The 25,361-nt window shown below is 61.1% G+C and carries 10 protein-coding genes, 1 pseudogene and 1 riboswitch; of the genes and pseudogenes, 5 read left to right on the top strand and 6 right to left on the bottom strand.

Going from position 1 to position 25,361, the window contains the following annotated elements:
* Positions 1–25 precede the first annotated feature (25 nt).
* From THECO_RS22210 to pdxR, 5 genes are all read right to left on the bottom strand, one after another.
* Positions 26–8,512: a GH36-type glycosyl hydrolase domain-containing protein gene (locus tag THECO_RS22210; RefSeq protein ID WP_015253885.1), complete on the bottom strand. Its 8,487-nt coding sequence runs from the start codon at positions 8,510–8,512 to the stop codon at positions 26–28.
* Between the two features lie 519 nt (positions 8,513–9,031).
* The gene (locus THECO_RS04545; protein ID WP_015253884.1) at positions 9,032–11,305 is read right to left on the bottom strand and encodes a putative bifunctional diguanylate cyclase/phosphodiesterase; all 2,274 of its coding nucleotides are present in this window, start codon (positions 11,303–11,305) and stop codon (positions 9,032–9,034) included.
* Between the two features lie 93 nt (positions 11,306–11,398).
* Positions 11,399–11,482: riboswitch (cyclic di-GMP riboswitch) on the bottom strand.
* A gap of 60 nt (positions 11,483–11,542) precedes the next feature.
* A complete protein-coding gene (locus tag THECO_RS04540) occupies positions 11,543–13,339 on the bottom strand; it encodes a B12-binding domain-containing radical SAM protein (RefSeq protein WP_015253883.1) in 1,797 nt (598 codons plus the stop codon).
* A gap of 79 nt (positions 13,340–13,418) precedes the next feature.
* Positions 13,419–14,963: a stalk domain-containing protein gene (locus THECO_RS20405; protein WP_015253882.1), complete on the bottom strand. Its 1,545-nt coding sequence runs from the start codon at positions 14,961–14,963 to the stop codon at positions 13,419–13,421.
* Between the two features lie 70 nt (positions 14,964–15,033).
* Positions 15,034–16,290: a MocR-like pyridoxine biosynthesis transcription factor PdxR gene (gene pdxR, locus THECO_RS22205; protein WP_052835828.1), complete on the bottom strand. Its 1,257-nt coding sequence runs from the start codon at positions 16,288–16,290 to the stop codon at positions 15,034–15,036.
* Here pdxR and THECO_RS22200 point away from each other — a divergent pair, their 5' ends adjacent.
* The 4 genes from THECO_RS22200 (at position 16,291) to THECO_RS04510 (ending at position 19,821) form a co-directional block, all read left to right on the top strand.
* Complete coding sequence (locus tag THECO_RS22200; RefSeq protein ID WP_052835827.1) at positions 16,291–16,878, top strand: aldo/keto reductase; 588 nt, start codon at positions 16,291–16,293, stop codon at positions 16,876–16,878.
* Between the two features lie 373 nt (positions 16,879–17,251).
* The gene (rlmD, locus tag THECO_RS04520; protein WP_015253881.1) at positions 17,252–18,958 is read left to right on the top strand and encodes a 23S rRNA (uracil(1939)-C(5))-methyltransferase RlmD; all 1,707 of its coding nucleotides are present in this window, start codon (positions 17,252–17,254) and stop codon (positions 18,956–18,958) included.
* A gap of 179 nt (positions 18,959–19,137) precedes the next feature.
* Positions 19,138–19,584, top strand: a complete 447-nt coding sequence (locus tag THECO_RS04515; RefSeq protein WP_041853800.1) for a hypothetical protein — start codon at positions 19,138–19,140, stop codon at positions 19,582–19,584.
* 27 nt (positions 19,585–19,611) lie between these two features.
* Positions 19,612–19,821 carry a helix-turn-helix transcriptional regulator gene (locus THECO_RS04510; protein WP_015253880.1) on the top strand — a complete coding sequence of 70 codons (210 nt, stop codon included), beginning with the start codon at positions 19,612–19,614 and terminating at the stop codon, positions 19,819–19,821.
* A gap of 218 nt (positions 19,822–20,039) precedes the next feature.
* Here the strand turns inward: THECO_RS04510 and THECO_RS04505 are convergent.
* Positions 20,040–21,373 (bottom strand): annotated as a pseudogene (locus THECO_RS04505) (IS1380 family transposase).
* 629 nt (positions 21,374–22,002) lie between these two features.
* On the opposite strand from THECO_RS04505, the gene THECO_RS04500 reads away from it, so the two are divergent.
* Complete coding sequence (locus THECO_RS04500; protein WP_015253878.1) at positions 22,003–24,951, top strand: AAA domain-containing protein; 2,949 nt, start codon at positions 22,003–22,005, stop codon at positions 24,949–24,951.
* The last annotated feature ends 410 nt before the right edge of the window (positions 24,952–25,361 follow it).

The raw sequence follows: 25,361 nt of genomic DNA, 5'->3' as shown, positions 1-25,361 counted from the left end.
CCCGCATAGGGGCAGGGACGTACCGTCACAGCTGCAGCACGATTTCGTGCCGCGCGCCGTCGTCGACCAGGTCGACGTACCATGAGCCGGGCGCGGCCGTAGGCGATGCCGGCGCATGGTTTGCCGAAGCCTCGCCGGATGCCGGCGCAGGTCCGCCGTCAGCCGCGCCCATCGCTGCCTCCGGCTCAAGTCCTCCGCCGCCCGCGCGCCCCGGCTCCGCCGGCACCGGCTTGCCGTCGACCGTAAGGCCCGGCCCGGTACCGCCGGACTGCCGATTCCGCACCTCGATCGCGTACACGCTGCCGCCGTACCGGTACTCGGCCGAATAGCCCGGCCATCCCGCCGGAATCCGCGGTTCCAGGAACAGCCGGCTGCCTTCCCTGCGGATGCCGAGAATCCACTCAAGCCCGGCCTGGTACATCCAGCCGGCGGCGCCCGTGTACCACGTCCAGCCTGCCCGGCCGCGGTACGGATTCGACATGTATACGTCCGCCGCCATGGCATACGGCTCGCCGAGGTACACGCCGATGTCGCGGGGCGACGAGGTGTGCCGGATCGGGTTCAGCAGATCGAACAACTCGAACGCCTTGTCCCCGTCGCCCAGGACGGCCCAGGCGACGATGCTCCAGATGACGCCGTGCGTGTACTGGCCGCCGTTCTCCCGAATGCCGGGCGGATAGCCCTGGATATAGCCGGGCGACGGATCGGTCGTGTCGAACGGCGGCGTCAGCAGCCGCGCGACCAGTGCCGTCCGATCGACCAGCTCGCGGTCGAACGACTGCATCGCCCGCAGCGCCCGCTCGGGCGGCGCGCCGCCCGAAATGACGGACCATGACTGGGCGATCGCGTCGATGCGGCATTCGCGCCCGCCGTTCGTGCCGAGCCATTCGCCGCCGTCGGTGAACGCCCGCCGGTACCATTCGCCGTCCCACGCGTGCCGGTTCAGCGCCTCCGCAAGCGACTCCCGCGTCCGCCGCATTTCGGCGGCCCGGACACCGTCGCCGCGCCGTTCGCATACCCGCGAGAACAGATCCAGCACCGTGATCAGGAACCAGCCGAGCCAGACGCTCTCGCCCCGGCCTTCGCTGCCGACGCTGTTCATCCCGTCGTTCCAGTCGCCGATGCCCATGAGCGGCAGGCCGTGGCTGCCGAAGCGGAGCGCGCGGCCGATCGCGCGCAGGCAGTGCTCGTAGACCGTGCCGGCTTCGTCCGATTCGACCGTCTGCTCGTAGCGCTCATGCTCGCCTTCGCCCAGCTCCTCGCTGACCAGGAACGGCCGCGTCTCGTCCAGCAAGCTCATGTCGCCCATGTGCAGCACATAGCGCGCGGTCGCGTAGGGCAGCCAGAGCAGGTCGTCCGAATAGCGGGTACGGACGCCCCGCTTTGTCTCCTCGTGCCACCAGTGCTGCACGTCGCCTTCCCGGTACTGATGGGCGGCGTGGATCAGAATTTGCTTGCGCGTCAGATCCGGCCGGGTATGCAGCAGCGCCAGTGAATCCTGGAGCTGGTCGCGGAAGCCGTACGCGCCGCCGGACTGATAGAAGGCGGAGCGCGCCCACATCCGGCAGGAGAGCGTCTGATAGAGCAGCCAGCCGTTCAGCAGCATATCCATCGCGGGATCGGGCGTTGCGACCCGGAGCTGTCCGAGCGTCTCCGCCCAGAAGCCCGCCGCTTCGCCGAAAGCATCCCTGCACCGCTCCACGTTCGCATACGCCGAGACGAGCGCCCGCGCTTCTTCAATATCCCGGCCGCAGCCGAGCAGGAGGCATACCGTCCGCTCGGCGCCCGGTTCCAGCTCGATCACCAGCTGCACGGCGCCGCAGTTGTCGGCGAACCGGCCCACGGCCCCCGACAGGGTCCGGCGCTTCATCGCCGCCGGCTCGGCCATGCTGCCGCCCCGGCCGATAAATTCGCGCCGGTCGGCCGTGCAGACGGCCGGCCCGCCTTCGCCTTCATCCGCGGCGATGCCGAGAAACGCCGTCTCGGACCGGAACGTCTCCTGCCAGGCGTTGCGGGCGTACAGCGCCCTGCCGTCCCATTCCGACCCGATGTACGGCGCGCCGTTTTCCCGGCTGACGCCGAGCACCCAGGAGACATACCCGGTAACGGACAGACGGCGCCGCCGGTTCCCCGTGTTCACGAGGCGGATCTCCGTAATTTTCACGGGATCGTGCCGCGCGGTGAACACCGTCATCGTCTGGCGGATGCCGAAGCATCGGCGCTCGAACCGCGAATACCCGCGGCCGTGGGAGACGACCGCCGCGCCCGGACCGCCGGCCGGCGCCGGGGTGATCGACCAGAACCGCCCCGTCTCCTCGTCGCGGATGTAGCACGCTTCCCCGGCCGGATCGAGCACCGGATCGTTCGACCAGGGCGTCAGCTTGAACTCGCGGCTGTTCCGGAACCAGGTGTAGCCCGTGCCGCGCTCGGTGATCAGGAAGCCGAAGTCCGGGTTCGCCGCCACATTCGACCAGGGAGCGGGCAGGCTTTTGCGTTCGGGCAGCACGATCCGGTACTCGGAACCGTCCGGGACAAAACCGCCCCAGCCGTTCCACAGCACCAGCCCTTCCCGCGCCTCTTCCGCCAGACCGGCGTCGACATCCGCCGCTTCGGCGTCCGCGGCCGCCGGCACAAATGCCGGCGCAGCCGCCTTGGCCGCCGCGGACATGATGCGCAGCTGCGCGCGCAGGCTGGACCCGTCCAGGCGGAGGATGATCCGGGCGGAGGCGGCGAGCAGCCGCTTATCCTCTTCCCGCAGCTGATCGGCACTCAGCGCGTACGTATGCCCCGGACGGTCGTCGTACATGCGCGGCACGGACTGTTCGATCAGCCGCGTGAGACGGTCGCGCAATTCCTGCTGGTAACCGCCTGGCGATTCGATCAGGAACACCAGATCGAACACGATGCCGCCGCGGCGCAGCCATTCGTGGCAGCGAATGAGCTCCGCCGCCGTCGCCGTGCCCGCGGTATCCTGCGCCAGCACAAGCACGATCGGCAAATCGCCGGAAATGCCGAGCGGCCACAGCTCGGACTGGCTGAACGGGCCGCGGCCAAGCGCCTCGGCCCGCTCCGCCTGCAACGGCGGCGTATACAGCACGCGTCCCGCCAGGACATGGCAGAGCGAAGCTTCCGCCGACTGCATGTGCAGGTGATGCAGCTCGATCCGGCTGCGCGTCCAGGCGAGCTGGAAGGCGCGCTCCACCTGCTGCGCCGTGCTGAATCTGCCGTACAGCTCGAGCGCTTCCTCCCGCGATGCGGCCGTCCCCGTGACGACGATCAATTTCACCTGGCCGCCCGCCGGCACGGAAAATCGCCTGCGCACGGCAAAGATCGGGTCGACCACTGCGCCGACCGTGCCGGTGAGCCGCGAACGGATCGCCTGCGGTTCCCGCATCGCCCCGCCGCGCCCGATGAACCGCGCCCGGTCGGTCTCGTATTCGATGGGACCGACCGATTCCCCGCACGGAATGAGTCCGTGCACCGCCCAGACCGGCCGGTCGCCGCCGCTCCGCGGTCTGCGCCGGGCAAACAGCGCTTCCTGCCCTTCATCGAACGACGTTTCGATGAACAGCTTGCTGAACGCGGGATGCGCCGCGTCCGCCGCCGGTTCGGCCAAGGCCAGTTCGACGAAGGTCGTCGCCTCGAGCAGCCGGGCGGTTTCGCCCAGGTTCGTGATCGTAATCCGGCGGATTTCCGCGTTTCCTTCGGCCGAGACGCATATATCCATCGTCGTCCGGATGTCGCCGTCCCGGCGCATGAACCGCGCCTGCTCCAGCGAGAACTCCGCCGCGTATTCGTCCCCGGCCGAACCGGTCGGGTGCCATGCGGCCGACCAGACCGTCTCCCCCTCGACATCGCGGATGTAGACGCCGCTTCCCCACTCGTCGGCGCAGGCGTCTTCCCGCCAGCGCGTCACCGCCAGCCCGTCGCTGCGCATGAAGCCGTTCCCGGAGGCGGTGACGACGGTCGTGAAGGACCCGTTCGACAGCACGCATACTTCCGGATGCGGCGGATGCGGCGTGCGGAACGTCCGCTGCGGCGCCTTCAGCCGCTGGTCCGGATCCTGCATGCGGAGCGGCGCGGCGGCCGCGTGCAGCACGAGCGCCGGACGTTCGGGCACCCGCTCCTGCAGCAGCAGCTCGGCGGAGCGGACGCGCTTGTCGGCATGGAAGCGGTCCACCATGCTGGAATCCAGCAGCAGATTGCCGAGGGTGAGCAGCATCATGCCCTGGTGGTGCGCCATGAAGCTGCGGATCACGACGCTCGTTTTGCCCTCGGGCAGACGTTCGCGGGTGCAGTCGATCGCTTCGTAGTAGCCGTATTCTCCGCGCGCGCCGAGCGCTTCCATTTTCCTCAGTTCATCCATCGCGAGCCGCGGCTCGTAGGGCAGCACCATGACCGTGGCGTAAGGCGCGACGACGAGATCCGTCTCAAGGCCGCGCTTGAACCCGAGGCCGGGCACCCCGAACGCCCGGTATTGATAGTTCATCTGGAAGTCGAACGCATAGTAGCCCGACTCCGAAATGCCCATCGGCACGCCGCGCAGCCGCGCGTACTCCGCCTGCTTGCGGATGACGGCGCGGTAGGTGGCGTCCCAGACCGTCCCTGCGTAGGTGCGCATGAGCAGCGGCGGCATCAAATATTCGAACATCGTGCCCGACCAGGAGACGAGCGCCTTGCCGCCGCCGGTCCGGGTCATGGCGCGGCCGAGCTTGAACCAGTGCGAGACGGGCACCTGTCCGAGCGCGATCGCGACGAAGCTGGCCTGCCGGGCTTCCGAGGCGAGCAGATCGTAAAGAATCGTCTCTTTCTCCCCGGTTGCGGTGTGGCAGCCGAGGCTGAACAACTTGGTTGCGGGATCGAACAGCGGCCGGAAATCGGTGCCGGCGATGAGCGCCTCCATCCGCTCGATGAGCCGGCGTCCGCGGGCTGCCCAATCGCCGGTTTCGGCCTGCGGGCGGGACAAGCCGTACGCGCCGACCGGTTCCGCCGACGCCTCAAGATCGGCCGTCACCGGCTGCAGCCGCTCCGGTCCGCGCGGCGCGGACGGCTCCCGTTCCCCGGTGGTCGACGCCATGCGCTTACCGGCGCCCTCCTCCGCTTCTCCGTCCGGATAATCGCGCCTGAGCCACTCGGCGAGCCCTTCCTTCGCGGCGATCAGGCAGCCGACCAGGTTCCCCGAGTCGACGGTCGACACGTATTGCGGCGGCAGCGGACGAAGCGTCTCCGTGTTGTACCAGTTGTAGAGGTGGCCGTTCCATTTTTCCATCCGCTCGACCGTGCCGATCGTCCGCTCCAGCCGCTCGATCATGCCGGGCGTGTCGATGAACCCGAAATCCCGCGCCGTCACCGTGCAGGCGATCAGCATGCCGATGTTCGTCGGCGACGTGCGGTGGGCGACACCGACCGGCGGATCGATCTGCACGTTGTCCGGCGGCAGCCAGTTGTCCCGCTCCGTCGTGTAGTCTTCATAGAAGCGCCAGATATCCGCGGCCAGCTTCCGCAGTTCGTTCCGCTCCGCCTCCGTCAATCCGTCTTCGCCGGCCGGAGCGGACTTGTCCAACCAGCCGATGACGACGGGAGCCGCCGCCCAGATCGCGGCAAGCGAAAGGCCGATGGCCGTCTGGGCGGGCGAAGCGGCGAAAAACGCCAGAATTCCGGTCGCGATGGCAAGCGCAAGCCCCCATTCCAGCCCCATCAACCGGCGCGGGCTGAGCCGCTCGACTTCCGCCGAGCTGATCCATTCCAGCAGTTTCCGGCGGGAGACGGCCATCCGGTAGAGCGCCCGGGCGATCGCGTCGACGGTCATGACCGCCTGATAGGGCAGCGTCGCGAGCGCCGACAGCGACTGCCCGGCGGCTATGGCGAGGACGGACGGACGGCGGATGAGCCGCCCGGGCGCGGCGAGCGCGCGCCACACCGGCATCGCCAGCGTCGCCAGCGCGATGACGGCGACGGCCGTTCCGGATCCGGCCGGCAGGAGCATGGCCAGCACGAGCAGCACGAGCAGCCCGGGGGTGAGCAGGCTGCGGCGCAGATTGTCGGTGATCTGCCAGCGCGTCAGCGGCGACAGGTCGACGCGCCGCTTCCGCCCGCTGCGGTCTTCCGCCGTGCGGCGCAGCCAGCCCAGCAGCTGCCAGTCCCCGCGTATCCAGCGGTGCTGCCGGTGCTGGTAGGCGCTGAACGTCGCCGGATGGCCGTCCACCAGCTCGATGTCGGGCAGCAGCCCGCTGCGCAGGAAGCCGCCTTCCAGCAGATCGTGGCTCAGCACCCGGTTGTCCGGAATGCGCTCGCGGAGCACCGCGCGGAACGCGTCGACGTCGATGATGCCTTTGCCCGTAAAAATCCCGACGTCCAGACCGTCCTGGTACGGGTCCGACACGGCGAACGCGTAAGGATCGATGCCCGGTTCGCCGGACCAGAGTCTGGCGAACCGGGAACGCATCGCCGATTCGTGGCTGACGCCGATGCGCGGCTGCAGGACGCCGTAGCCTTCCTCCACGCGCGTGCCTTCCTTGTTCAGCCGCGGACGGTTGTACGGGTAATGCATCGTCCCGATCATCCGCTGCGCCGCGCCGATCGGGAGCTGCGTGTCGGCATCCAGCGTGATGAGGTAGCGGATGCCGGGCAGCACCGACGGATCGCCGACGCGCACGGCGTAAGACGTGTTCGATTCGCCGCGCAGCAAATCCGCAAATTCGACCAGCTTGCCGCGTTTCCGCTCCCAGCCCATCCAGACTTTGTCCGCTTCGTTCCAGGTTCTGCGCCGGATGTACACGTGAAATGTCGAACCGCCTTCCGAGCCGTATGCCCGGTTGAGCGCCTCGATGGCGCGGACGGCTTCATCGGCGATCGCCTGGTCCTCTTCCTTCGTCTCCGCGTCCGCATCGGCGAAATCGCCGAGCAGCGCGAAATGCAGATTCGGGTCCCGGTTGGCAAGATAATGGAGTTCGAGGCGCTCGGCGCTCTCGCGAACCTGCGAGGGGCTGGTCCAGATCACCGGCACGACGACCATCGCCGCGGCGTCATCCGGAATGCCCGTGGAATAGTCGTAGCGCAGCAGCGGCCGCGACTGGCAGTACGCGCAGATGGACTGGTGCACGATCTGCACGGCCCATTCGCTCGCCGGAAACGCGAGCAGAAGCGCCGTCACCGCGGCCAGGACGGCCTGTCCGCCGGAGGCGCCGAAAGCGGGCGCCGCCAGCCAGACGGCGAGCGCCCACAGGGCGGCGAAAACGCCGGCCAGCGCGCCGAAGTAAGCGGGAAGGCGCATCTGTTTGATCGCCGCCCGGGGCATGGCGCGCGGTTTCGCGCACAGTTTCAGCGCGCGCCAGAGCGCCCGGACGCCGCGCGGATCAAGCAGATAATACGCCGCGTAGGCCGGGCGCGGCAGGATGCCGCCGTCCTGGCAATTCTGCTCCTCGGTCTGGCCGGTCCGCAGCGCATCGGCCTTCCCGGCCTGCGTCACGTCGGCCCGCACCTGTTGACCGGCGCGGTCCGGGCGCTCGCCATAGCGGGCGGCAAGTTCCACCGCCTGTTTCGCCGCCAGCGTCTCGGGCACGCGCATGCGTCGGGCCAGCACCTGCACCCGGCCGAGCAGCACCTGCCGGCTGGAAGCGTCGAGCAGCGGGTACGTGCCCGCCGCCTCCGTCCGGAGCACCCGGTCGACATGGCAGAGCCGCTCGAACATGCCGCTCCAGTCCAGGCGGTCCAGCCGCCGCAGCGATTGGATCGCGTGGCTCGCCGACACTTCGTACGACGCCTGCAGCCTGTGCTCGTGCGCGATGATCCGCTCCAGACTTTCCTGTTCCGGGTCGAGCCGGCAGACGAGCCATTCCCTCACGTCGCCCGCGTATTCGGCCATTTCGCCGAGCCGGTCGACGAGATGGACGATGGTCGGACCGGAGAGCGGCAGCGTCTCGCCGGCGCTGTCCAGCGCATCCCGGATGGCGGTCGCCGAGGGCGTTTTCTCCGCGAATGGTTCCAGAATGCGGTCGATTCGATCCCCCGCCTCGCGGCGTTCTTTCAATGTGCGGACGAGGCCGGCCAGCCGCCGGATGACCGCGATGCGGACAAACAGCGGCATCATCGCGACCTCGCCGATCGTCAGGACGGCGATGTCCTGATACGCGTCCGCATACGCGGCGAGCAGATCGGCGTCGAACAGGCCGTCCGTATGCTCCAGATAATCCGCGCAGAGCGACAGCACGCGCAGCTCCCGGCTGCCGGACAGCGCGGGCAGGCGGCGTGTTTCGTCTCTGCGGATCATTTTGCGGATATGAAGGGTTTGTTCGGCGATGAAGTCCGCATGATCGAGCAGCCATTCTTCGGCCGGTCTCGTCCCGCTTTGTCCCTCCCGCTGAAGTCTGAGCGCGTATTCCCGAAGTTCCGAGGCGTCGCGGTCGAATCCGCGGATCAAGGCGGATGATGCGCGCAGGCCGCCGCCGGACAACGTATGCGTCAAAGCCAGCTCCCGCGCCCTGCGCCGAAGCTGCTCCTCGTTCAGAATCATGAGTCCTCCCGTGATCGATGTCGTAATTTCAGGTAAAGTCACGAAGTTAAATATTCCCACGACGGGCGTTTTTTATGACCGGGAGGCGAAAGGGGGGACTTTGTGGCGGATTGTGAAGAACGTTTTCGGAGAGCGGAAAAGGGCATGCCGTCGACAAAATAAGGACCGTCCATGCGGACAGTCCCAATTCGGTGCGGCTGCTATGAACGTGGCGGTGCGTGGAGCAAAGCCGGTGCGCCTGTAGCGCGCATACCACGTTACAGCGGCGCGCAGAGGCCCGTCGGGGCGGCTGCAGCGTCATACCACGTTGCAGCCTCGCGCGAAGCCCCGCCGGGGCGGCTGCAGCGTCATACCACGCTACAGCCTCGCGCGAAGCCCTGCCGATAGGCCTGTAACGTGCATACCACGGTACAGCCTCGCCCCAAGCAGAGACGCTGCAGCGTGCATCCCACACTGCAGCGTCAGGCAGCGCCGCACCGGCGCATCGGTTATGTATGATCTTGCAATTCCGCGGCATCCCTAATGCCGTATGATCTCTGCGGCATCGCCGGCGCCGCGATGTTTTCTGCCGGCCGGATCCCGCATCAGCCGGAGATAGGGCAGCGCCTCCTCCGCCCGGAGCGGCGCGCTGAAATAATAGCCTTGCAGCTCATCGCAATGCATCTTGCGCAGCAGCCGGTGCTCGGCTTCCGTCTCGACGCCTTCCGCGACGACGCGCAGGTTCATGCTGTGGGCCAGCGCCATGATGGCCGACACGATCGAAGCGTTCTTGCTGTCGGTGTCGATGTGGCGGATGAACGTGCGGTCGATTTTCACGGCGTGGATCGGCAAATTTTTGAGCAGGGACAGCGACGAGTAGCCCGTGCCGAAATCGTCGATCGAAATGCGGATGCCGCGGTCCTTCAGCCGCTTGAGCATGTCGATGACGACGTTTCGGTCCCGCTGCAGGAAACTTTCCGTAATTTCGAGTTCCAGCCATTCCGGCCTCATGCCCGTCTCTTCGAGAATCGCTTCCACCTGTTCGACAAATTTCGGGTCCTCGAATTGCCGGGGCGATACGTTGACCGCCACGACCGCGGGCGGATACCCGGCTTTGTACCACTCCACGCACTGCCTGCAGGCCGTCCGCAGCACCCAGTCGCCGATCGCCTGGATGACGCCCGTCTCCTCCGCGAGCGGAATGAACAGATCGGGGGGGACGTAGCCCCGGCCCGGACGGTACCAGCGGATCAGCGCCTCGAACCCGAACGTCTGCAGCCCGTCCGCGTCCATCTTCGGCTGATAGAACAGCTCGAACTGCCCGAGCTCCAGCGCCTTGTGCAGGCTGGTCTCCATCTCGAGCCGCTCGGACACCTGTTCCTTCATGGAGCTGAAATAAAACTCGTACCGCCGCCCGCCTGCTTCCTTCGCCGTGTACATCGCAGTATCCGCGTTCCGCACCAGCTCCTCCACCCGAACCGCATCTTCGGGATACAGGCTGATGCCGATGCTGGCGCCGACGTACAGCTCCTTGTCGCCCACGCGCACCGGTTCCGCGGCCGTTTCAAGAATGGCGTCGCCGAGCCGGCTCAGCGCATCGCGCGAATTGCCCGGCACCATGATGGCAAATTCGTCGCCGCCAAGCCGGCAGATGACCGCCTCGTCCCCGCACAGCTCGCGCAGGCGGCCCGCGATGATGCGCAGCATCTCGTCGCCCGAAGCGTGGCCGAGCGAGTCGTTCACCTGCTTGAACCGGTCGACGTCGAGCAGCATGAGGCCGACGCCGCGGCCCCTGTGTTCGTCCATCATCGCGCGCAGCCGCTCGTAGAAATAGAACCGGTTCGGCAGCGATGTGAGCGTATCGTGGTAGGACAGCCGCTCGAGCGCCGCTTCGGAGGCGCGGAGCCGGGCGGACTGTTCCCGCAGCAATTCCGTCATCTGCTCGTTCGCATGATACTGGTCCGCGAGTTTGTCCGCGATGTCCCGGCAATTCGCCGCGATCTCGGCCGCCTCCGCCGCGCCGCCGGCCGGCCAGCACACGTCCGCATCCTGCCGCAGTCTCAAATGCAGGCCGGCCGTCGCCGAGACCAGCCGTTCGAAAGCGCCCGAAATCCGGCCGGACAGATAATATGCGCCCATGGCCGAGGACAGCACGGCCGCCGCGGCGGCGACCATCGCCGCCGACGAAGCATCGCCGGACGAAAACGACAGGCCGGCGATCACAATGACCGGCAGGCCGGGCAGGACGGCGGAGGCCGCCGCCAGGTGCGCGATCATCCGCCGCAGCGGAACGCGTCCGGCGTCCTCCGCTCCCGCCCATTTTCCGGCCAGGCGGGCGAGCGGCCGGTAATGGTGCAGCAGATCGGCCAGCAGCGCGGACGCCGCGCCGAGAATGAGGCTAACGGAGGCGGTCACGGCCGCTTCACCGGCCGTTCCGCCGGACGCGAACGCCGCCAGCAAAGCGGCCGGCACGGCCACGGCCAGTTGATAGACCAGCTCCGCGGGCAGCAGATCTTCTTGGCCGCGCTTCAGCCATGCGGCGAGCAGGGTAATCTCGAAGACGGCAAGGAAGACGGTCCAGGGACGGTCTCCGAGCCAGAAACCGGCCGCCGCGGCCGCCAGCGCCGCCGCCGCGGCGAAGCGAAAGCCCGCCCGCCGCAAGAGAAGAAGCAGAAAGCATCCGGCCCACCCGGAACCGGACACAAAAGCCGGCGTCGCCGGCAAGATCGTGAAGGCGACGGATGCCGCCGCCAGAATGACATCAATTCCCCCCTTCCAACCGAATGCTTTCCTCGCAAGCGTTCTATCCGACATGTTCCTCCCCCGCAGGCGGGGACGCAAACACCGGACCGCAAAAAAACTGCCTCCAAGCTCATGAAGGCAGTCTGCGTCACAGATTGCACAAACTCCGGCAGCCCGGCTGTCATAGCATTCCGCCTTAGACCCGTAGCTTTGCGTCCCATATTTTCATATGGTTTGCCTTTATCAGCTTGGTGCACAGCTTTTCGGTTGTCACTGCAAAGATTCGACATTTTCGCGCGTTTTCCTTCTTTAACCACCTTTCACATGATTCTCCCCGCCCGGTTGGATGCGCAGCATATGCGCCGATGTTCCTGCATCGCCCAGGCCGTAGCAGACGACCAGCAGTGTTTCGACATTTCGAGAAAATTCGCCATTGTCCAGCCAGGCGGCGAGATCAAACGGCAGCCGCTCGATCACGGTGTGCTTCTGCAGCAGCTTTTCGTCCGGCCCCGCCGCGGCGAACGCGGGGGATACGTCCTCCGGACGCTCGGCCAGACGGCGCAGCCAGGCGGCATGCTCCCGCTTGTCCATTTGAAATTCCCACCATACGGCGCGCGGCTTGTACTTGTGGTTGAGGAAATAGTCGTATTTCATGAGACCGAGCGCCAGATCCCGCTCCAGTGCCGGAGGCCCGCAATCCTCGAGGAACGACCACAGCCGGGTGAACAGATCTTCGAGCTGATGGCCGATCCGCTGCCAGCCCCGCTCTTCCCAGTAGTCCCCGAACTGCTGGAAAAAATCAAACGGCGACTCGAACACCCGGAACGCCAGATACAGCAGCGTGCGGTCCATCCGGTGCGCGTTCCAATATTTCTCCAGCACATCCTCGACGCGTTTGATCCGCACGATGTCGCCGAAGGAGAGCACATCGTTCGACAAAATCTCGTACGGCGCCCGATCCATGAAGACGTAGCCGTATTTCGCCGCATCCCGCCGGAGACCGGTGCCGCGCAGCATTTTCAGGAAGCCGAGCTGCAGCTCTTCGGGGCGCAGGGCGAACACGTCGTTGAACGTCTTGCGGAACGTGCCATAGTCTTCATGCGGCAGTCCGGCGATCAGGTCGAGGTGCTGGGCGATTTTCCCGCTGTCCCGGATCGTCGTGACCGTGCGGCTCAGCTTCGCGAAGTTCTGGCGGCGCATGACCGCTTCATTCGTCGGATCGTTCGTCGACTGCACGCCGATCTCGAAGCGGAAAATGCCGGGCGGCGCGTGTTCCGCCAGAAATTCGAGCACCTCGGGCCGCATGATGTCGGCGGTGATTTCGAACTGGAAGACGCATCCGTTATGGTTGTCGATCAGGAAGCGGAACAGCTCGAGCGCATAGTCGCGGCGGATGTTGAACGTCCGGTCGACGAATTTGATCAGCCGGGCGCCCGATTCGATCAGGTAGAGCAGGTCCGCCTTCGTCTGCTCGAGATCGTAGTATCGGACCCCCGTCTCGATGCTGGACAGGCAGAACTGGCAGCTGAACGGACAGCCGCGGCTCGTCTCGAAGTAGACGATCCGGTTTTTCAGATGCGGCCTGTCTTCCGGCAGCCGGTGCGGCGAGGGCATCTTCGTGAGGTCCGCCTTCGGCCGCGGCGGATTGATCCGGATCTCGCGCGTGCCGTCCGGCAGCGTCTTGCGGTATGCGGCGCCGAACACGTAATGGAACTTGCCTTCTCCCCGGATTTCGGTCAGCAAATGGTGAAACGTCTCCTCACCCTCGCCCATGACGATGAAATCGACCGCATCCAGCCTCTCCATCCAGTATTCCGTGTCGTAGCTGACCTCCGGGCCGCCGAGCACGATGCGGACATCGGGGAGCACCTTGCGCAGCATGTCGATGACCGTAATCGTCTCCTCGATGTTCCAGATGTAGCACGAGAAACCGACCACGTCCGGCTTCCTCCGATACAGGTCGGCGGTGATGTGCATCGCCGGGTCCTTGATCGTGTACTCGGCGATTTCAATGTCGAATTCGCGCCCGCTGTACGCTTTCAGGCAGCGCAAGGCGAGCGAGGTGTGAATGTATTTCGCGTTGAGCGCGGCGAGCACGATTTTCATGGCATAACCTCGATGGACAAGGATCGGCCCGCCGCTCCCTTCGGGGTCGGAAGCGGCAGGCCGCCGTGTCGTAATGGTTTTAGAAGTTGTCGCTGATATGCAGTCTGTCCATATATTGCAGATGCATGACTTCGTATTGGACGCGCCAGCGGCCGTCGCCGAGATTCGTCACGACGCCCGGCCCGAAGCCGCGCGGTTCGGCGTTGAAAACCTGCGAATAATAGACGATCAGTTCAAGATTGACATCCGGCAGCATGCGGCGCAGTTCCATGGCGAGGTCGATCGCCCAGAGGCGCAGCTCTCCCGCCGAATCTTTGCCGTACAGCATGTAGAAGGACGGGTTGATGACCGCAGTCACGACCAGCCAGCCCTGCGCGTCGCGGGTGACGGTCCAGTCGGTGAACACGGCCGTCCCTTTCGACGTCTGGGCGCTGCCGAATTCCTTCGCGAGCAGGCGGCGGATTTCTTCGTTCGACGCGCCTTCCAGACTGTCCGGAAGCTTGCTCTCCGGGAACCGGATCTCGTTCTGCGCAGGCGGGTCCGCCTCCAGTTCCATGAGGAGCAGTTCGGCATACAGCGCCGGGACCGCGAAGTTGAGATTGGCCAGCGTATCCCGGATGACGGCCGTCGTAATGCCGACCAGTTCGCCGTATTCGTTGAACACGGCGCCGCCGGAACTGCCCCGGTCAACCGGCGCGTTGATCTGGTAGTAGCTGACGATTCCCTTGTCGATCATGTTGCTGATCAAGCCTTCGGATACGGTGTTCTGGTAGCCGAGCGGGCTGCCGATGGCCACGATCCGGTCGCCTTTGTCCACCGTGGACGAGTCCGCGAACGTCACCGGTTCAATGCCCAGCGGGCGCGCGGTCTGCACGATGGCCAGATCCGCGTCTTCATCGGCGGCGGCCACCCCGAGAATGCCGATGATGGTGCCGTCGTTCAGAACGACGTTGCCCGAAGCCGAGCCGTCGATCACGTGATAATTCGTGAGCACCCAGCGGTCGCCGACGATGACGCCGCTTCCCTGGGCGTTGTCGGTCATGATCATGACGACCTTGTCGTCGTTCATGGCCACGATTTCCGCCGGGGTCAGCTTCCCGTACTTCTCCTTCATCTCCCGTTCGAGCGCTTCTCGGTATTCCGCGGTCTCGATGAAGATCGTGCGGGTTTCCGCATTCCATGTGGTCCGCGCGCCGAACGCGTCGCCGACGAGGCGCAGCGGCACCATCGTCGCGCCGTCAACGGTCCGTACGGGAACGTCCAGCATGACCGCGTTGCCGTTCACGACCGCTTGCCGCGAGCCGACCTGCAGCGCGACCATCATCGTGCCTTTCTTCGCGAAAACGGACTTTGTCGCCGGAACCCAGGTGACCTGGGCGCCGAGGGCGGAGAAGATTTGCCGCATCGGGACGAGCGTCACGCCGTTCTCCTGAACCGGCGAAGGCGAGAACGTGAACGGCTTGTCGTCGATCATCACCCGGATGCCGGCCTGCTGCGACTCCACGGGAGCCGTCTGCGCCGCGGCGGCGGGCCGCGTCCATGCTCCCGTGAGCGGCCATGCGATCAGCACAGCCGCGGTGCAAATGGCAATGCCGCGTCTGAGTCTTGCGAATGTTGTAACCATTTCTCCCTCCAGGTTTCTCCTATGTCTCCCAAGGCCATCGTACCACCGGGCGGCAGGGTTGTCCATCGCCTTATCCCCGTTCCCGCACAAACCGGCTCAGCCGCTCGATGCCCGGCTCGATGTCTTCCTCGCGGATATTGCCGTACCCGAGCACGATCTGACGGGTGCGAAATCCCCGCTGCAGGCAGTAATCTTCGACACTGTCGACGACGACGCCGTATTCCGCCGACCGGGACCACTCCGGAGCCGCATCAAGGTCCGGAAATTCCACCAGCAGGTGCATCCCCGCTTCGTCGCCCCGGATGACGGCGCGCCCGCCGAAATGCCGGTTCAGCGCCTCGATGAGCAGCGCGCGCCGGGTGCGGTACACGGCCCGCATCCGGTAGATATGGCGCTCCAGGTGCCCGTCCCGGATGAACCGGGCCAGGGCGGCCTGCAGCACGGCGGGCGTTCGCAGGTTCGCCGCTTCCTTGAAAGCGGCGAACTTCCCCGCCAGGCTGCGCGGCAGCACGAGGAAGCCGAGGCGCAGCCCGGGCGCGAGCGTCTTGCTGAACGTCCCCGCGTAGATGACGCGCTCGGGCCCCAGCGTGTACAGCGGCGGAATCGGCACCCCCTTCAGCCGGAAATCGCCGTCGTAATCGTCCTCCACAATGTAGGCGTCGGCTTCTTCGGCCAGTTGGACGGCATGCAGCCGGCGCTGGATCGGCAGGATGCTGCCGGTCGGATATTGATGGGACGGCGTCAGAACCAGCAATCTGCCGGGCGGCAGCGTCCCGATCTCGTGCACCCGCATGCCGGACTCGTCGACCGGCACCGGCTCGATCCGGTAGCCCGACTGCAGGAAAATATGCCCCGTAATCTCGATCGTCGGATCTTCAAGGCAGACGGAATCGAACTTCGGCTTGAGCGTCCGGGCGACCAAGGCGAATCCTTCCGATGAGCCGTTCACGATCATGATGCGGTCCGGATCGCATCGCATTCCTCTGGAGCGATGCAGGAACGCGGCGATTTCCCGGCGCAGCCCTTCCTCTCCCCGGACATCGCGGTAGTCATAGCGGCCTTCCGCTTCTTCCGCCGCTTCTTTCAGATAGCGGGCCCACCGTCTGCGGGGGAAGCGTTCCAGATCCGGCACGCCGGTGTCGAAGCGGATCAACCCTCCGGCTCCGTCGCCTGCGCGCGGTGCGTCCTGCCCGGCCGGAGCGGCCGCCTCCGTCCTGCCGGACGCCTCGCGGGTGCCGGCGGCGCGGAGGCCGATGCCCGGCGTGATCCCCTCGGCCACGAAGGTGCCGGAACCGATGCGTCCGACGAGGTAGCCTTCCGCGATCAATTGTTCGTAGGCTTCGATGGCGACGTTCCGGGCGATGCCCAGCTCCGGAAGAAAGGGTGGATCCGCGCGTACGGCTGTAGCACGGAAGATACGGAAGCGGCCGAGCTGTTCGCCAAGCGGTCCTTCGCGGCCGCGTTCCAGCATCCGCTCAACGTCCTGACCGATTCGCCGATGGTCGAGGTGTGCGATTGTCACGGTCTCGCCAGCATCAACAACGCGCCGCTCGCCATGGGGCTGCTCAGCGGCAAGTTCAACCGCTCGTCGCAGCTTGCGAGCGACGATGTGCGCGGCAGCGGGCAATCCTGGGTGCGCTGGTTCAAGGACGGCAAGCCGGTGCCGGAATATCTCGACGCGCTGGACGCCATCCGGGACGTGCTGACCTCCGGCGGGCGGTCGCTGGTGCAGGGCGCGCTTGCCTGGATCTGGGGGCGCAGCGCGAACACGATCCCGATTCCCGGAATCAAGACCGCCGCACAGGCGGAAGAAGCGGCGAAGGCAATGGCGTTCGGTCCGCTCACGCCGGAGCAGATGGCGGAGATCGACGGGATTTTGCGGAACCTGGAAGTGCAGGCCGGCCGGGCGGGGTAAGCGGCGGCTCTGCGGAATGGTGGAATAACAGCGGAATAGCGGTATGGCGGTATGACGGTATGACGGAATAGAGGAAATAGCTTCTTCTGTTCAGCGGTTTGGCGCGGAACGGTCCAGAACAGAGGAATATTTTTCCTCTATCTCCGTGTAATCGGCTGAAAACCAGGTGTTTTGGCGAATTAAGCGAAACGATTTCGTCTATTTTTCGGAACCTTGGGGATTTCGACAAAATAGACCATTTTTTTCTTCTATGGCGGGGGGGCGGCGTTCTATGGCGCGGCGACGGGCGCCACCGCCAACCCGCAATGGCAGTGCGTCCGCGGTTCATGCTATGATGGACACGACCAGTAAGTGAAACGGAGCGGATGCAACGATGCGGGAACATCGCCGGAATGGCGCGGGAAGCGGAAACGGAAGGCCGGACGCGCCCGGACGGAAGGACAAGCGGAGCACGGAGCCCGGGAAAGGCGCGGCGCACGCGGTTGCCAAGCGGGAGCGAAGCGGCGCGGACCGTGCGGGGGCGACAAAGGTGCACGATGATGCGGATCGTGCGGAGGCGAAGTGGGGGCACGACGGCGCAAACCGCGCGGGAGTGAAGCGGATGCGCGCGGGTGCTGACCGGGCAGGTTCGAAGCGCGTGCGCGCTGCTGCCGCGCCCCGGGCTAGCGGCCGCGAAGACGCCGTCCGGATTGCCGACGCCGCAGCGGACGAACTCAGGCCGGGCGACCGGATCGTCGTGACGATCAAGCGGATCGGCATCAACGGCGAAGGCGTCGGGTACTACAAGCGCAAAGCCGTCTTCGTGCCCGGCGCCCTGCCCGGCGAAGTCGTAAAGGCGGCCGTGACCGGCGTGGATCCGAACCGGCTGACGGCCCGGATCGCGGAGATCGAGAAGCGATCGCCGCATCGGGTGAGGCCCGCCTGCCCCGTGTACGACCGCTGCGGCGGCTGCCAGCTGCAGCATATGGACTACGCGGGCCAGCTCACGGCGAAGGAAGAGCTCGTGCGCGAAGCGTTCGCGCGCTACGCGGGCCTCGAGGAAGCGGAGCTGCCGCTGCGCCCGATCATCGGCATGGACGAGCCCTGGCGCTACCGCAACAAGGCGCAGCTTCAGGCGGGGCATAAGCCGGGCGGCGGGCTTGCCCTCGGATTGTACGAGCCGGGCAGCCGCCGGCTCGTCGACATCGCCGGGTGCGCGGTACAGCACCCGGCCGTGAGCGCAGCCGCCGAGCGGATCCGGCGGCTGGCCGAGCGGGCCGGCGTGCCGGTCGGCGCCGGCCCGGACGGCGCGCTGCGCACCGTCGTGCTGCGAGTCGCCCCCGAATCGGGCGAGCTGCAGCTGACGCTCGTCGCCTCCGCCGAGCAGTTCCCCGGCCGGGACCGGCTCGTCGAGGCGATCCGCCGGGAGCTGCCGCAGATCACCTCGATCTCGGTCAACGTCAACCGCGGCAGCTCCCCGCTCGTCTTCGGCGAGCGCACCCGGCTGCTCTGGGGCAGGCCCGACCTGGAGACGCGCCTCGGCGACCTGCGCTTCAAGCTCTCGCCGCGCGCCTTCTTCCAACTCAATCCGGAGCAGACGGTGAAGCTGTACGACCTCGCGCGGGAAGCGGCCGCCCTGACCGGCCGGGAGACGGTCGTCGACGCCTACTGCGGCACCGGCACGATCGCCCTCTGGCTCGCTCCGCACGCGCGCGAAGTCCGCGGCATCGAGACGATCCGCGAAGCGGTCGACGACGCGGAACGCAATGCCCGACTGAACGGCTGGACGAACGCCCGCTTCTATGTCGGGCGGGCCGAAGAGTTGCTGCCCCGCTGGGTGAAGCAAGGCTTCCGCCCCGACGTCATCCTCGTCGATCCGCCGCGCACCGGATGCGACTCCGCCCTGCTGCGGACGGTCGCCGACGTGAAGCCGGCCCGATTCGTCTACGTCTCGTGCAACCCGTCGACGCTCGCGAAGGACTGCCGCGTGCTGCTCGATGCGGGCTATAGGATCGAATGGGTGCAGCCGGTGGACATGTTCCCGCAGACGAGCCATGTGGAGTGTGTAATTTTGTTGGTTAGAAAGGGAGCCGATGGCTAGGCTCCCTTTTTCATTGGATCCCGTCCGCCGACACTAGTAGTTCGTTCCCGCGCCGCAATTCGCTGATCCGTTGTGTTTGTGTCGCTCAGCCTGCTCGTATTTCCGGATAAACTTGAAAAAGTAACATAAACGTTATAAAATGAGTAGTATAAGTTACATTCGGTTTGGAGGTGCCGCTTTTGGCTTCCCAAAAAGCAAAATTCGAACAATACCGGATCAGGATGTTGTCTGGATTTTTAATAGGGTTTACATTTTGGCAAATCCCGATGCTGCTTTCGTATATTTGGCCAAACAACGAGACCGTGGAACTTGTCGGAGCGATCCTTTCCCCTATCGCGCTAATCGGAGGAATTGTCTGGGCATATTATCTCTTTCAAGTTGTTCGTTTCGTCATGATCCTGCGAAAAAATCCGGACTTGAACAAGACATTGAACGATGAACGAATACAACATACTCGCTTGAAAAGTTTTGCAGTCGGTTTTTGGGTCGTTGTCATGTTGCAGGCACCGCTTTTTTATCTCGCTCCTTTAGTTGGAATGACCGTCCAGGGGGTTATTCTGACCAATATTTTCTTTGGTGTAACTTCTGCTCTTCTTGCCTTTCTGATTTTCGAACGAGCCCAGTAAAATCAAAATACAAGGTAGGAACCTGACGTGGAAAAATTGCAAAACACGTTGAAAATTCATAGGGCAAAAAAAAACTTGACCCAAGAACAACTTGCTGATTTGGTTGGCGTTACTAGGAAAACGATCAATACGATTGAAAACGGTAAGTTTGTTCCCAGCACCGTGCTTGCGCTGAAGTTGGCAAAAGCGCTTGAGACTACCGTTGAAGAATTGTTTTTTCTCCAAGAAGAACAGTAAAGATAAACTGCAACCTGAATCCGTGAACATCCTTATCGTTTTGAAGTGACAGATGCAAAAATATGCCTTAACATGCCTTTCTCTCCTGAGATGGTCGTGATGAAGGAATATTCAATGTGACTTGAAGCCTCATAATGGCCTGAAATCCAAATCAGTGGATGCCAAATAAACCTGGCGAACCGCAGGTCATGAACAAAACGATTCATGTTCATCCGGATTCATGCAAACGCCCGATAAACCCTCTCCAGAACGGGTGACCATGGACTGTGCTTTCCGAAGTTAAAGCATAGACCGCGCGCATGTCGTACCAACCGAACAGCCATGTAAATCATATTTTGAATGACGGTTCGGATTCGACGACGTTTCACATTGTTGCGAATGGGCGCATCGTCCTTGCGCAGGCTCTCCTGACCGATGATGCGCAGCAGATTGTAAGCAAACACGCCTGCGTGCAGTACGAGATTATTGGCCGCAAATTTCCCGGATGGCAACCGCTCCAAATCCAGATCCGTCTTGATTTCACTGTGAAATTGTTCGCTGGTGCCGTGATCCCGGTATAACTCGATGACCCGCCATGGTCCGCAGCGAAGCGAAGTCCAGTACACGCTCACTTCAATCTCGGGAACAAGCAGGATTTGCCCATCTCGGTCAATCGTTCGCTCGATCACGTGGAAGACTTGCCGAAGGGGGAGTTAAATCCTTTCTCGGGAAACTCGATGAACCCGACATATTCCTTCTTGCCCTCGCGTTGCTCGCAACAAATGCCCGAGGATTCGGCGATGCTGAGCCACGCCTCCTTGGGGGCCTTGCGAAGGTTGGCTTTGATAATGTAGTCCACGTTTTCACGGTGACACACATGCAGATTCTCGATGCTGTCGTTTCCCGCGTCCATGCGGACGAGAATCGGCAGTTCCGTTATGCGCCGCGCATACGCAATGCTCCGGGTTAAAAAATCAACGGTTCCGTTCTGGACGTGCGTGCGGCCTTCCCGCAGTTCGACATTGACGCCGTAACCCTCTTGGCCCAGATAAGCAAAGATCGGCGCGTACCCGTCCACGCCTTTGTACGTTCGGGAAACGCCTTCTTTCCTCGTGCCCGAGTTGTCGAAAGGGGAAACGTCAATATCCAGCGGTACGTAGATGTCCGTTCCGGCTTGAAGCCCTGTCAATGGCGCCTGGACGCGGCGGAGCAGATCGGCCGATTCCTCAAGAAGAATGTCATTCCATCCCGCCTCTTCCGTTTCGGCCGCGCGTTCCAAACGCTGCCGGAGCGTCGGGCTGGAGGGCACTTTCTGCAGTTGCAAACAGATCGGAAATACATCGTCGTTCCGAAACGGCTCAATGTGATCGAAATCGCTTTTACCTTGACACAGCAAGCCGATGTAGCTTTTCATCACGTCGGAGTGGGAATGAAACGGACTTTCCGCCTTCGTGAGGCGTGAACGGTTCAGGCGTTTCGTTAATCCGGTATGGGCAAGTAAGGCTCCCACCGTCGCAAGACCAGCATGTGTGGAAAGAATGAGTTCTTTGGACCGAACAAACCTGATTTTCATACAGCACCCCGCAGGTGAATGGTTGCGAAGCTTCGAATACCTGAATGATTCGTCTTCGGGGCTGCATTTGCCTGCTTTCTCCTTGTATTTATTCGTCGAATGATCACGGATTCAGGTGCAATTTCAAATTGTAATTGTTGGTGGGTTATTTATGATTTTAGTAGGTGCGTTAAAATACCGGACGAATAAACGGTAATTTCCGACATGGCTGAAGATAAACGTCAGCAACGTCAGCAATAACGTGCTTAACGTTAGTATGTCAAGGACGGATTTAGCTCCTTGGCAGCACATTCCGCATTGGCTTTCCTAATTGATAACTCCAGTCATGTGGAGTCGGTGACATTGTTGATTCGGTAAGAATAACCGAGGTGTGACATCCTGTCCCAAAACGGCGGGCGGAGGTTTAAACCCCGCCCGCTTATCCTTCATGATCGGCTCTGACCGTTGGCAAATCCATTCATCCTGTTTCTTCTTTCCGCCGCCCAGCTCATGGCTTTCTTCTTCAGTTCCATTTGGAGGATATTGTAAATATATGTCGAATAATAGAGAGATGACGCTGTGAAGATTTAGCTCCTGTAAGAGAGGCTGAACCATTTCGTAAAGAACGCCCATGAGACGAGGTAGGAAATATGTATAGCAACACAAAAGCGATAACGAAATACTTCAGAAGCGCTGTAGCAGCCCAAGCCAACTTGGGCATTGACTTCAAAACGGATTTCTTCTCCATTATCAATCCTGAAGAAGTGATTCAAGGAAGAATAAACCCTGAAGCATGCAGAAGCATTTTTGCCGAAGCAGAGAGGACAACTTTGGATGAAGAAAATTCACCAAAGAAAAAGCATCATGTTAATGTCATTATCTGTGCCAAAACGATAAAAACGACTTATGAATCTAACGAGAAGGTACAAAATGAAATCAATGAACTGACCGGAATATACTATATCCCGGCGATTCTCAACAACGAAGGGCAATTACTGTTTGACGATAGCGAGAAAAAGCTACCTTGGTTTCCGAGAGAATACCTGATGCCGATGGTTGAACCCAAATTGGCAATAGGGAATGCCAATACGGTTGATCGTTTCATGAGCAATCACGTGGACCAAGTGGAAAAGATCCAGTCTTGGTCTGACTATGTTGTCTTTTTCAAGGCTTTGTATGAAGTTGTCGCGGAATCTCCTTTTGAGCAAAACACGATTCGCAATATGGAAGAAGAGGAGCTTTCTTTTGAATTGGAAAGCAATATGTACCTCTTCCTGGACAAAACGGTTTATTCTACTATTCATATCATGAATTTATACAACCACCTGCTGGGAGATGATCAGAATAAACCGCTTTATGAAAATTTCATATCTACACAGATCGCAAATACCCATCCAATTATAGAAAATGGCTTATTGCAAATGCAGGCGCATTGCGGTCAGATGAACGGTGAATACCCTTTATCCCCTTCCCAAAGAGAAGCCGTCAACCACATCAATGCGATGGAGTACGGCGAAATTTTGGCTGTAAACGGCCCTCCCGGTACGGGGAAAACCACTTTGCTGCAGACTGTTGTTGCTGACATGTACGTCAAAAGAGCTTTGAAAAAAGAAAAGGCACCGCTCATTGTAGCTGCGTCAACGAACAATCAGGCAGTAACCAACATCATTGAGTCTTTCGGCAATATCAGGAAGATGGGCATCTCCAATCTGGAAGAAAGATGGATTGAGGGAGTGAGCAGCTTTGCTGTCTATTTTCCAGCTATCAAAAAGGTGAAAGAAGCACAAAGTAAAGGATATCAATACACCAATCAAAAAGGTGAATTTTTCATATCCGATGTTGAAGATGAAGAAAATATCGAAAAATCAAAGACCAAGTTGATCACATGCTGCAATGCATATTTTGGGAGCAACTATAAAAGCATCACTGAGTGTCAGGATAGATTGCATGAAGAACTGTCATTCATCGAAAAGAGCAAGAATACATTGCTTTCACTTGCCCAAAAAGCTGAGCAATGCGGTTTGAAAGGTGAAGCCATTGATCAATACCTTGAGAAATTAAGCCTGGTAATTGAAGGCAAGCAAGCGGAAGTCTCCAAAATCCGTCAAAGGGTTCTTGAATGGGAAAACTGTTATGGCAATATACCTTTTTACATAAGATGGTTTAGGTTCATTAATAGTTTTGCGAAGAGAATACAAACAGAGTTCCGATTATTCATAAACGACGAGGAGCAGGGCTTTCTTAATGAATATATGACCTTTGATGAAATCAAGGAAAAGTACAGCCAGTTATATGCCCAGTGCAATAAAGAAATTTCTGAACTGAAGCAGAAAAAATCCTTAATTGAAACAATAAAAAACAAGTATGACGACGAATTGAAACAGTTACGGTTGCACAATATTTATTTGCATGGAGAAAAAAATGAAAAGTACAAGCTTGACCTCGATTACATAAACGGATTATTGGATAAAATCCACAGATATATAGCGTTTTGGCTCTCTGTTCACTACTTTGAATGCCGATGGGTTTCAGGAGAGGACAAGCTGTCGGAAAGGCAGAAGGGCACTAATTATGAAAATGTTTTGCAGAAGTTTTACCACAGACTCAGCATGATAACACCTTGCCTGGTCATGACATTCTACACGTTGCCGAGACAGTTCCTTGCTTATAGTGAGCAAAAAAACTTCTTTCTTTACAATTATATTGATTTACTCATTGTAGATGAAGCCGGTCAGGTGTCGCCAGAGATTGCAGCCGGGGCATTTTCTCTTGCCAAAAAATCCGTGGTCGTTGGTGATATTCATCAGATAGAGCCTGTATGGGGTGTGAGCAGAGCATTGGATAAAGCTCTCTCGGTATCCAGTGGTGCAATACAGACATTGGATGAATTTGAATTGTTGGAACGTACCGGACTGAACAGCTCATGCTCAAGCGTAATGAAAGTAGCCGCCAAGTGTTGCAAATATGAAAAATTTGATGAGAGAGGTCTGCTCCTCCGCGAGCATCGCCGCTGCTATGATGAAATTATTGACTACTGCAACGAACTGGTGTATAAGGGAAATCTCGTTCCCTTAAGAGGAAAGGGTAAGGAAGATATAAACCGTGCCATAAAACATTGGCCTCAAATGGGGTTCAAGCAAATTGACACGGAGTATTCCACCAGGAAAGGCAGCAGCAGAATAAATCGTTTGGAAGCGGAGCAGATCGCGAAATGGCTGAAAAATCATTTCAAGCTTATTGTTAATGCATACCCCAATGAGGCAAGAGAAAATTTGGTTGGTGTGATCACCCCGTTCAAAGCCCAAGTCGAATGCATCAAGTCGGAATTGAAAAAGCAAATGCCGGGCGATTACTCGAAGATAAGTGTCGGTACGGTACATACCTTTCAAGGGGCGGAAAGAAAAATCATAATCCTGTCCACCGTTTACGGGAAACAGGACGGATGCTTTTTCATTGATGCCAACAAGAGCCTGATGAATGTTGCGGTATCCCGTGCCAAAGATCACTTTTTCGTCTTTGGGGACATCAATGGCTTGAAGGACACGAAGAGTAGTGCAAGCGGGTTGTTGAAAAAGTATGTGGGTGGAAATGAGATCTAAACATCGAAAAATTCAAAAAGAGGGGTGGCCCCCCATGATGGCCGCCCCTCTTTCTCGTTAATTGCTGTCCTTGACCCTGTACTTGTAAACTTCCGAGTAACCGATTTTTGCATAAAGCCTCAACGCGGGTTCGTTGTTCGCTGCCACCGCCAAATAGCTGTATGTTGCTCCGTGTTCTTTCCCCTAAATAGGCAATACGCGCGGCGCCTCCCTCATACGGGCGCACCGCGCCTAATTTATCCGGTTACGGGTGCAAGGCAAGGTCCGCGACAATCTCAGTATCGTCGCCGCCGCCTCGGCTCTCGTTACATTGGCGAGCGGGTCGAAGCGGTCGTCTCCTCTTCAGGCAAGCGCCGTCAGCAGATCCAATCCGACCGTCAGCCTGAGCAGTTGCTTGCATCTTGATACTG

The sequence above is a fragment of the Thermobacillus composti KWC4 genome, from assembly GCF_000227705.2.
Lineage (GTDB): Bacteria > Bacillota > Bacilli > Paenibacillales > Paenibacillaceae > Thermobacillus > Thermobacillus xylanilyticus.
The sequence above is the reverse complement of the archived record's forward strand: the minus strand, read 5'-3'. Positions and strand labels throughout refer to the sequence as shown.

Excerpts from the sequence above, each read along its gene's own strand:
- THECO_RS22210 (WP_015253885.1), bottom strand. The coding sequence starts at position 8,512 with ATGATTCTGAACGAGGAGCAGCTTCGGCGCAGGGCGCGGGAGCTGGCT.
- THECO_RS04545 (WP_015253884.1), bottom strand. The coding sequence starts at position 11,305 with ATGTCGGATAGAACGCTTGCGAGGAAAGCATTCGGTTGGAAGGGGGGA.
- THECO_RS04540 (WP_015253883.1), bottom strand. The coding sequence starts at position 13,339 with ATGAAAATCGTGCTCGCCGCGCTCAACGCGAAATACATTCACACCTCG.
- THECO_RS20405 (WP_015253882.1), bottom strand. The coding sequence starts at position 14,963 with ATGGTTACAACATTCGCAAGACTCAGACGCGGCATTGCCATTTGCACC.
- rlmD (WP_015253881.1), top strand. The coding sequence starts at position 17,252 with ATGCGGGAACATCGCCGGAATGGCGCGGGAAGCGGAAACGGAAGGCCG.
- THECO_RS04500 (WP_015253878.1), top strand. The coding sequence starts at position 22,003 with ATGTATAGCAACACAAAAGCGATAACGAAATACTTCAGAAGCGCTGTA.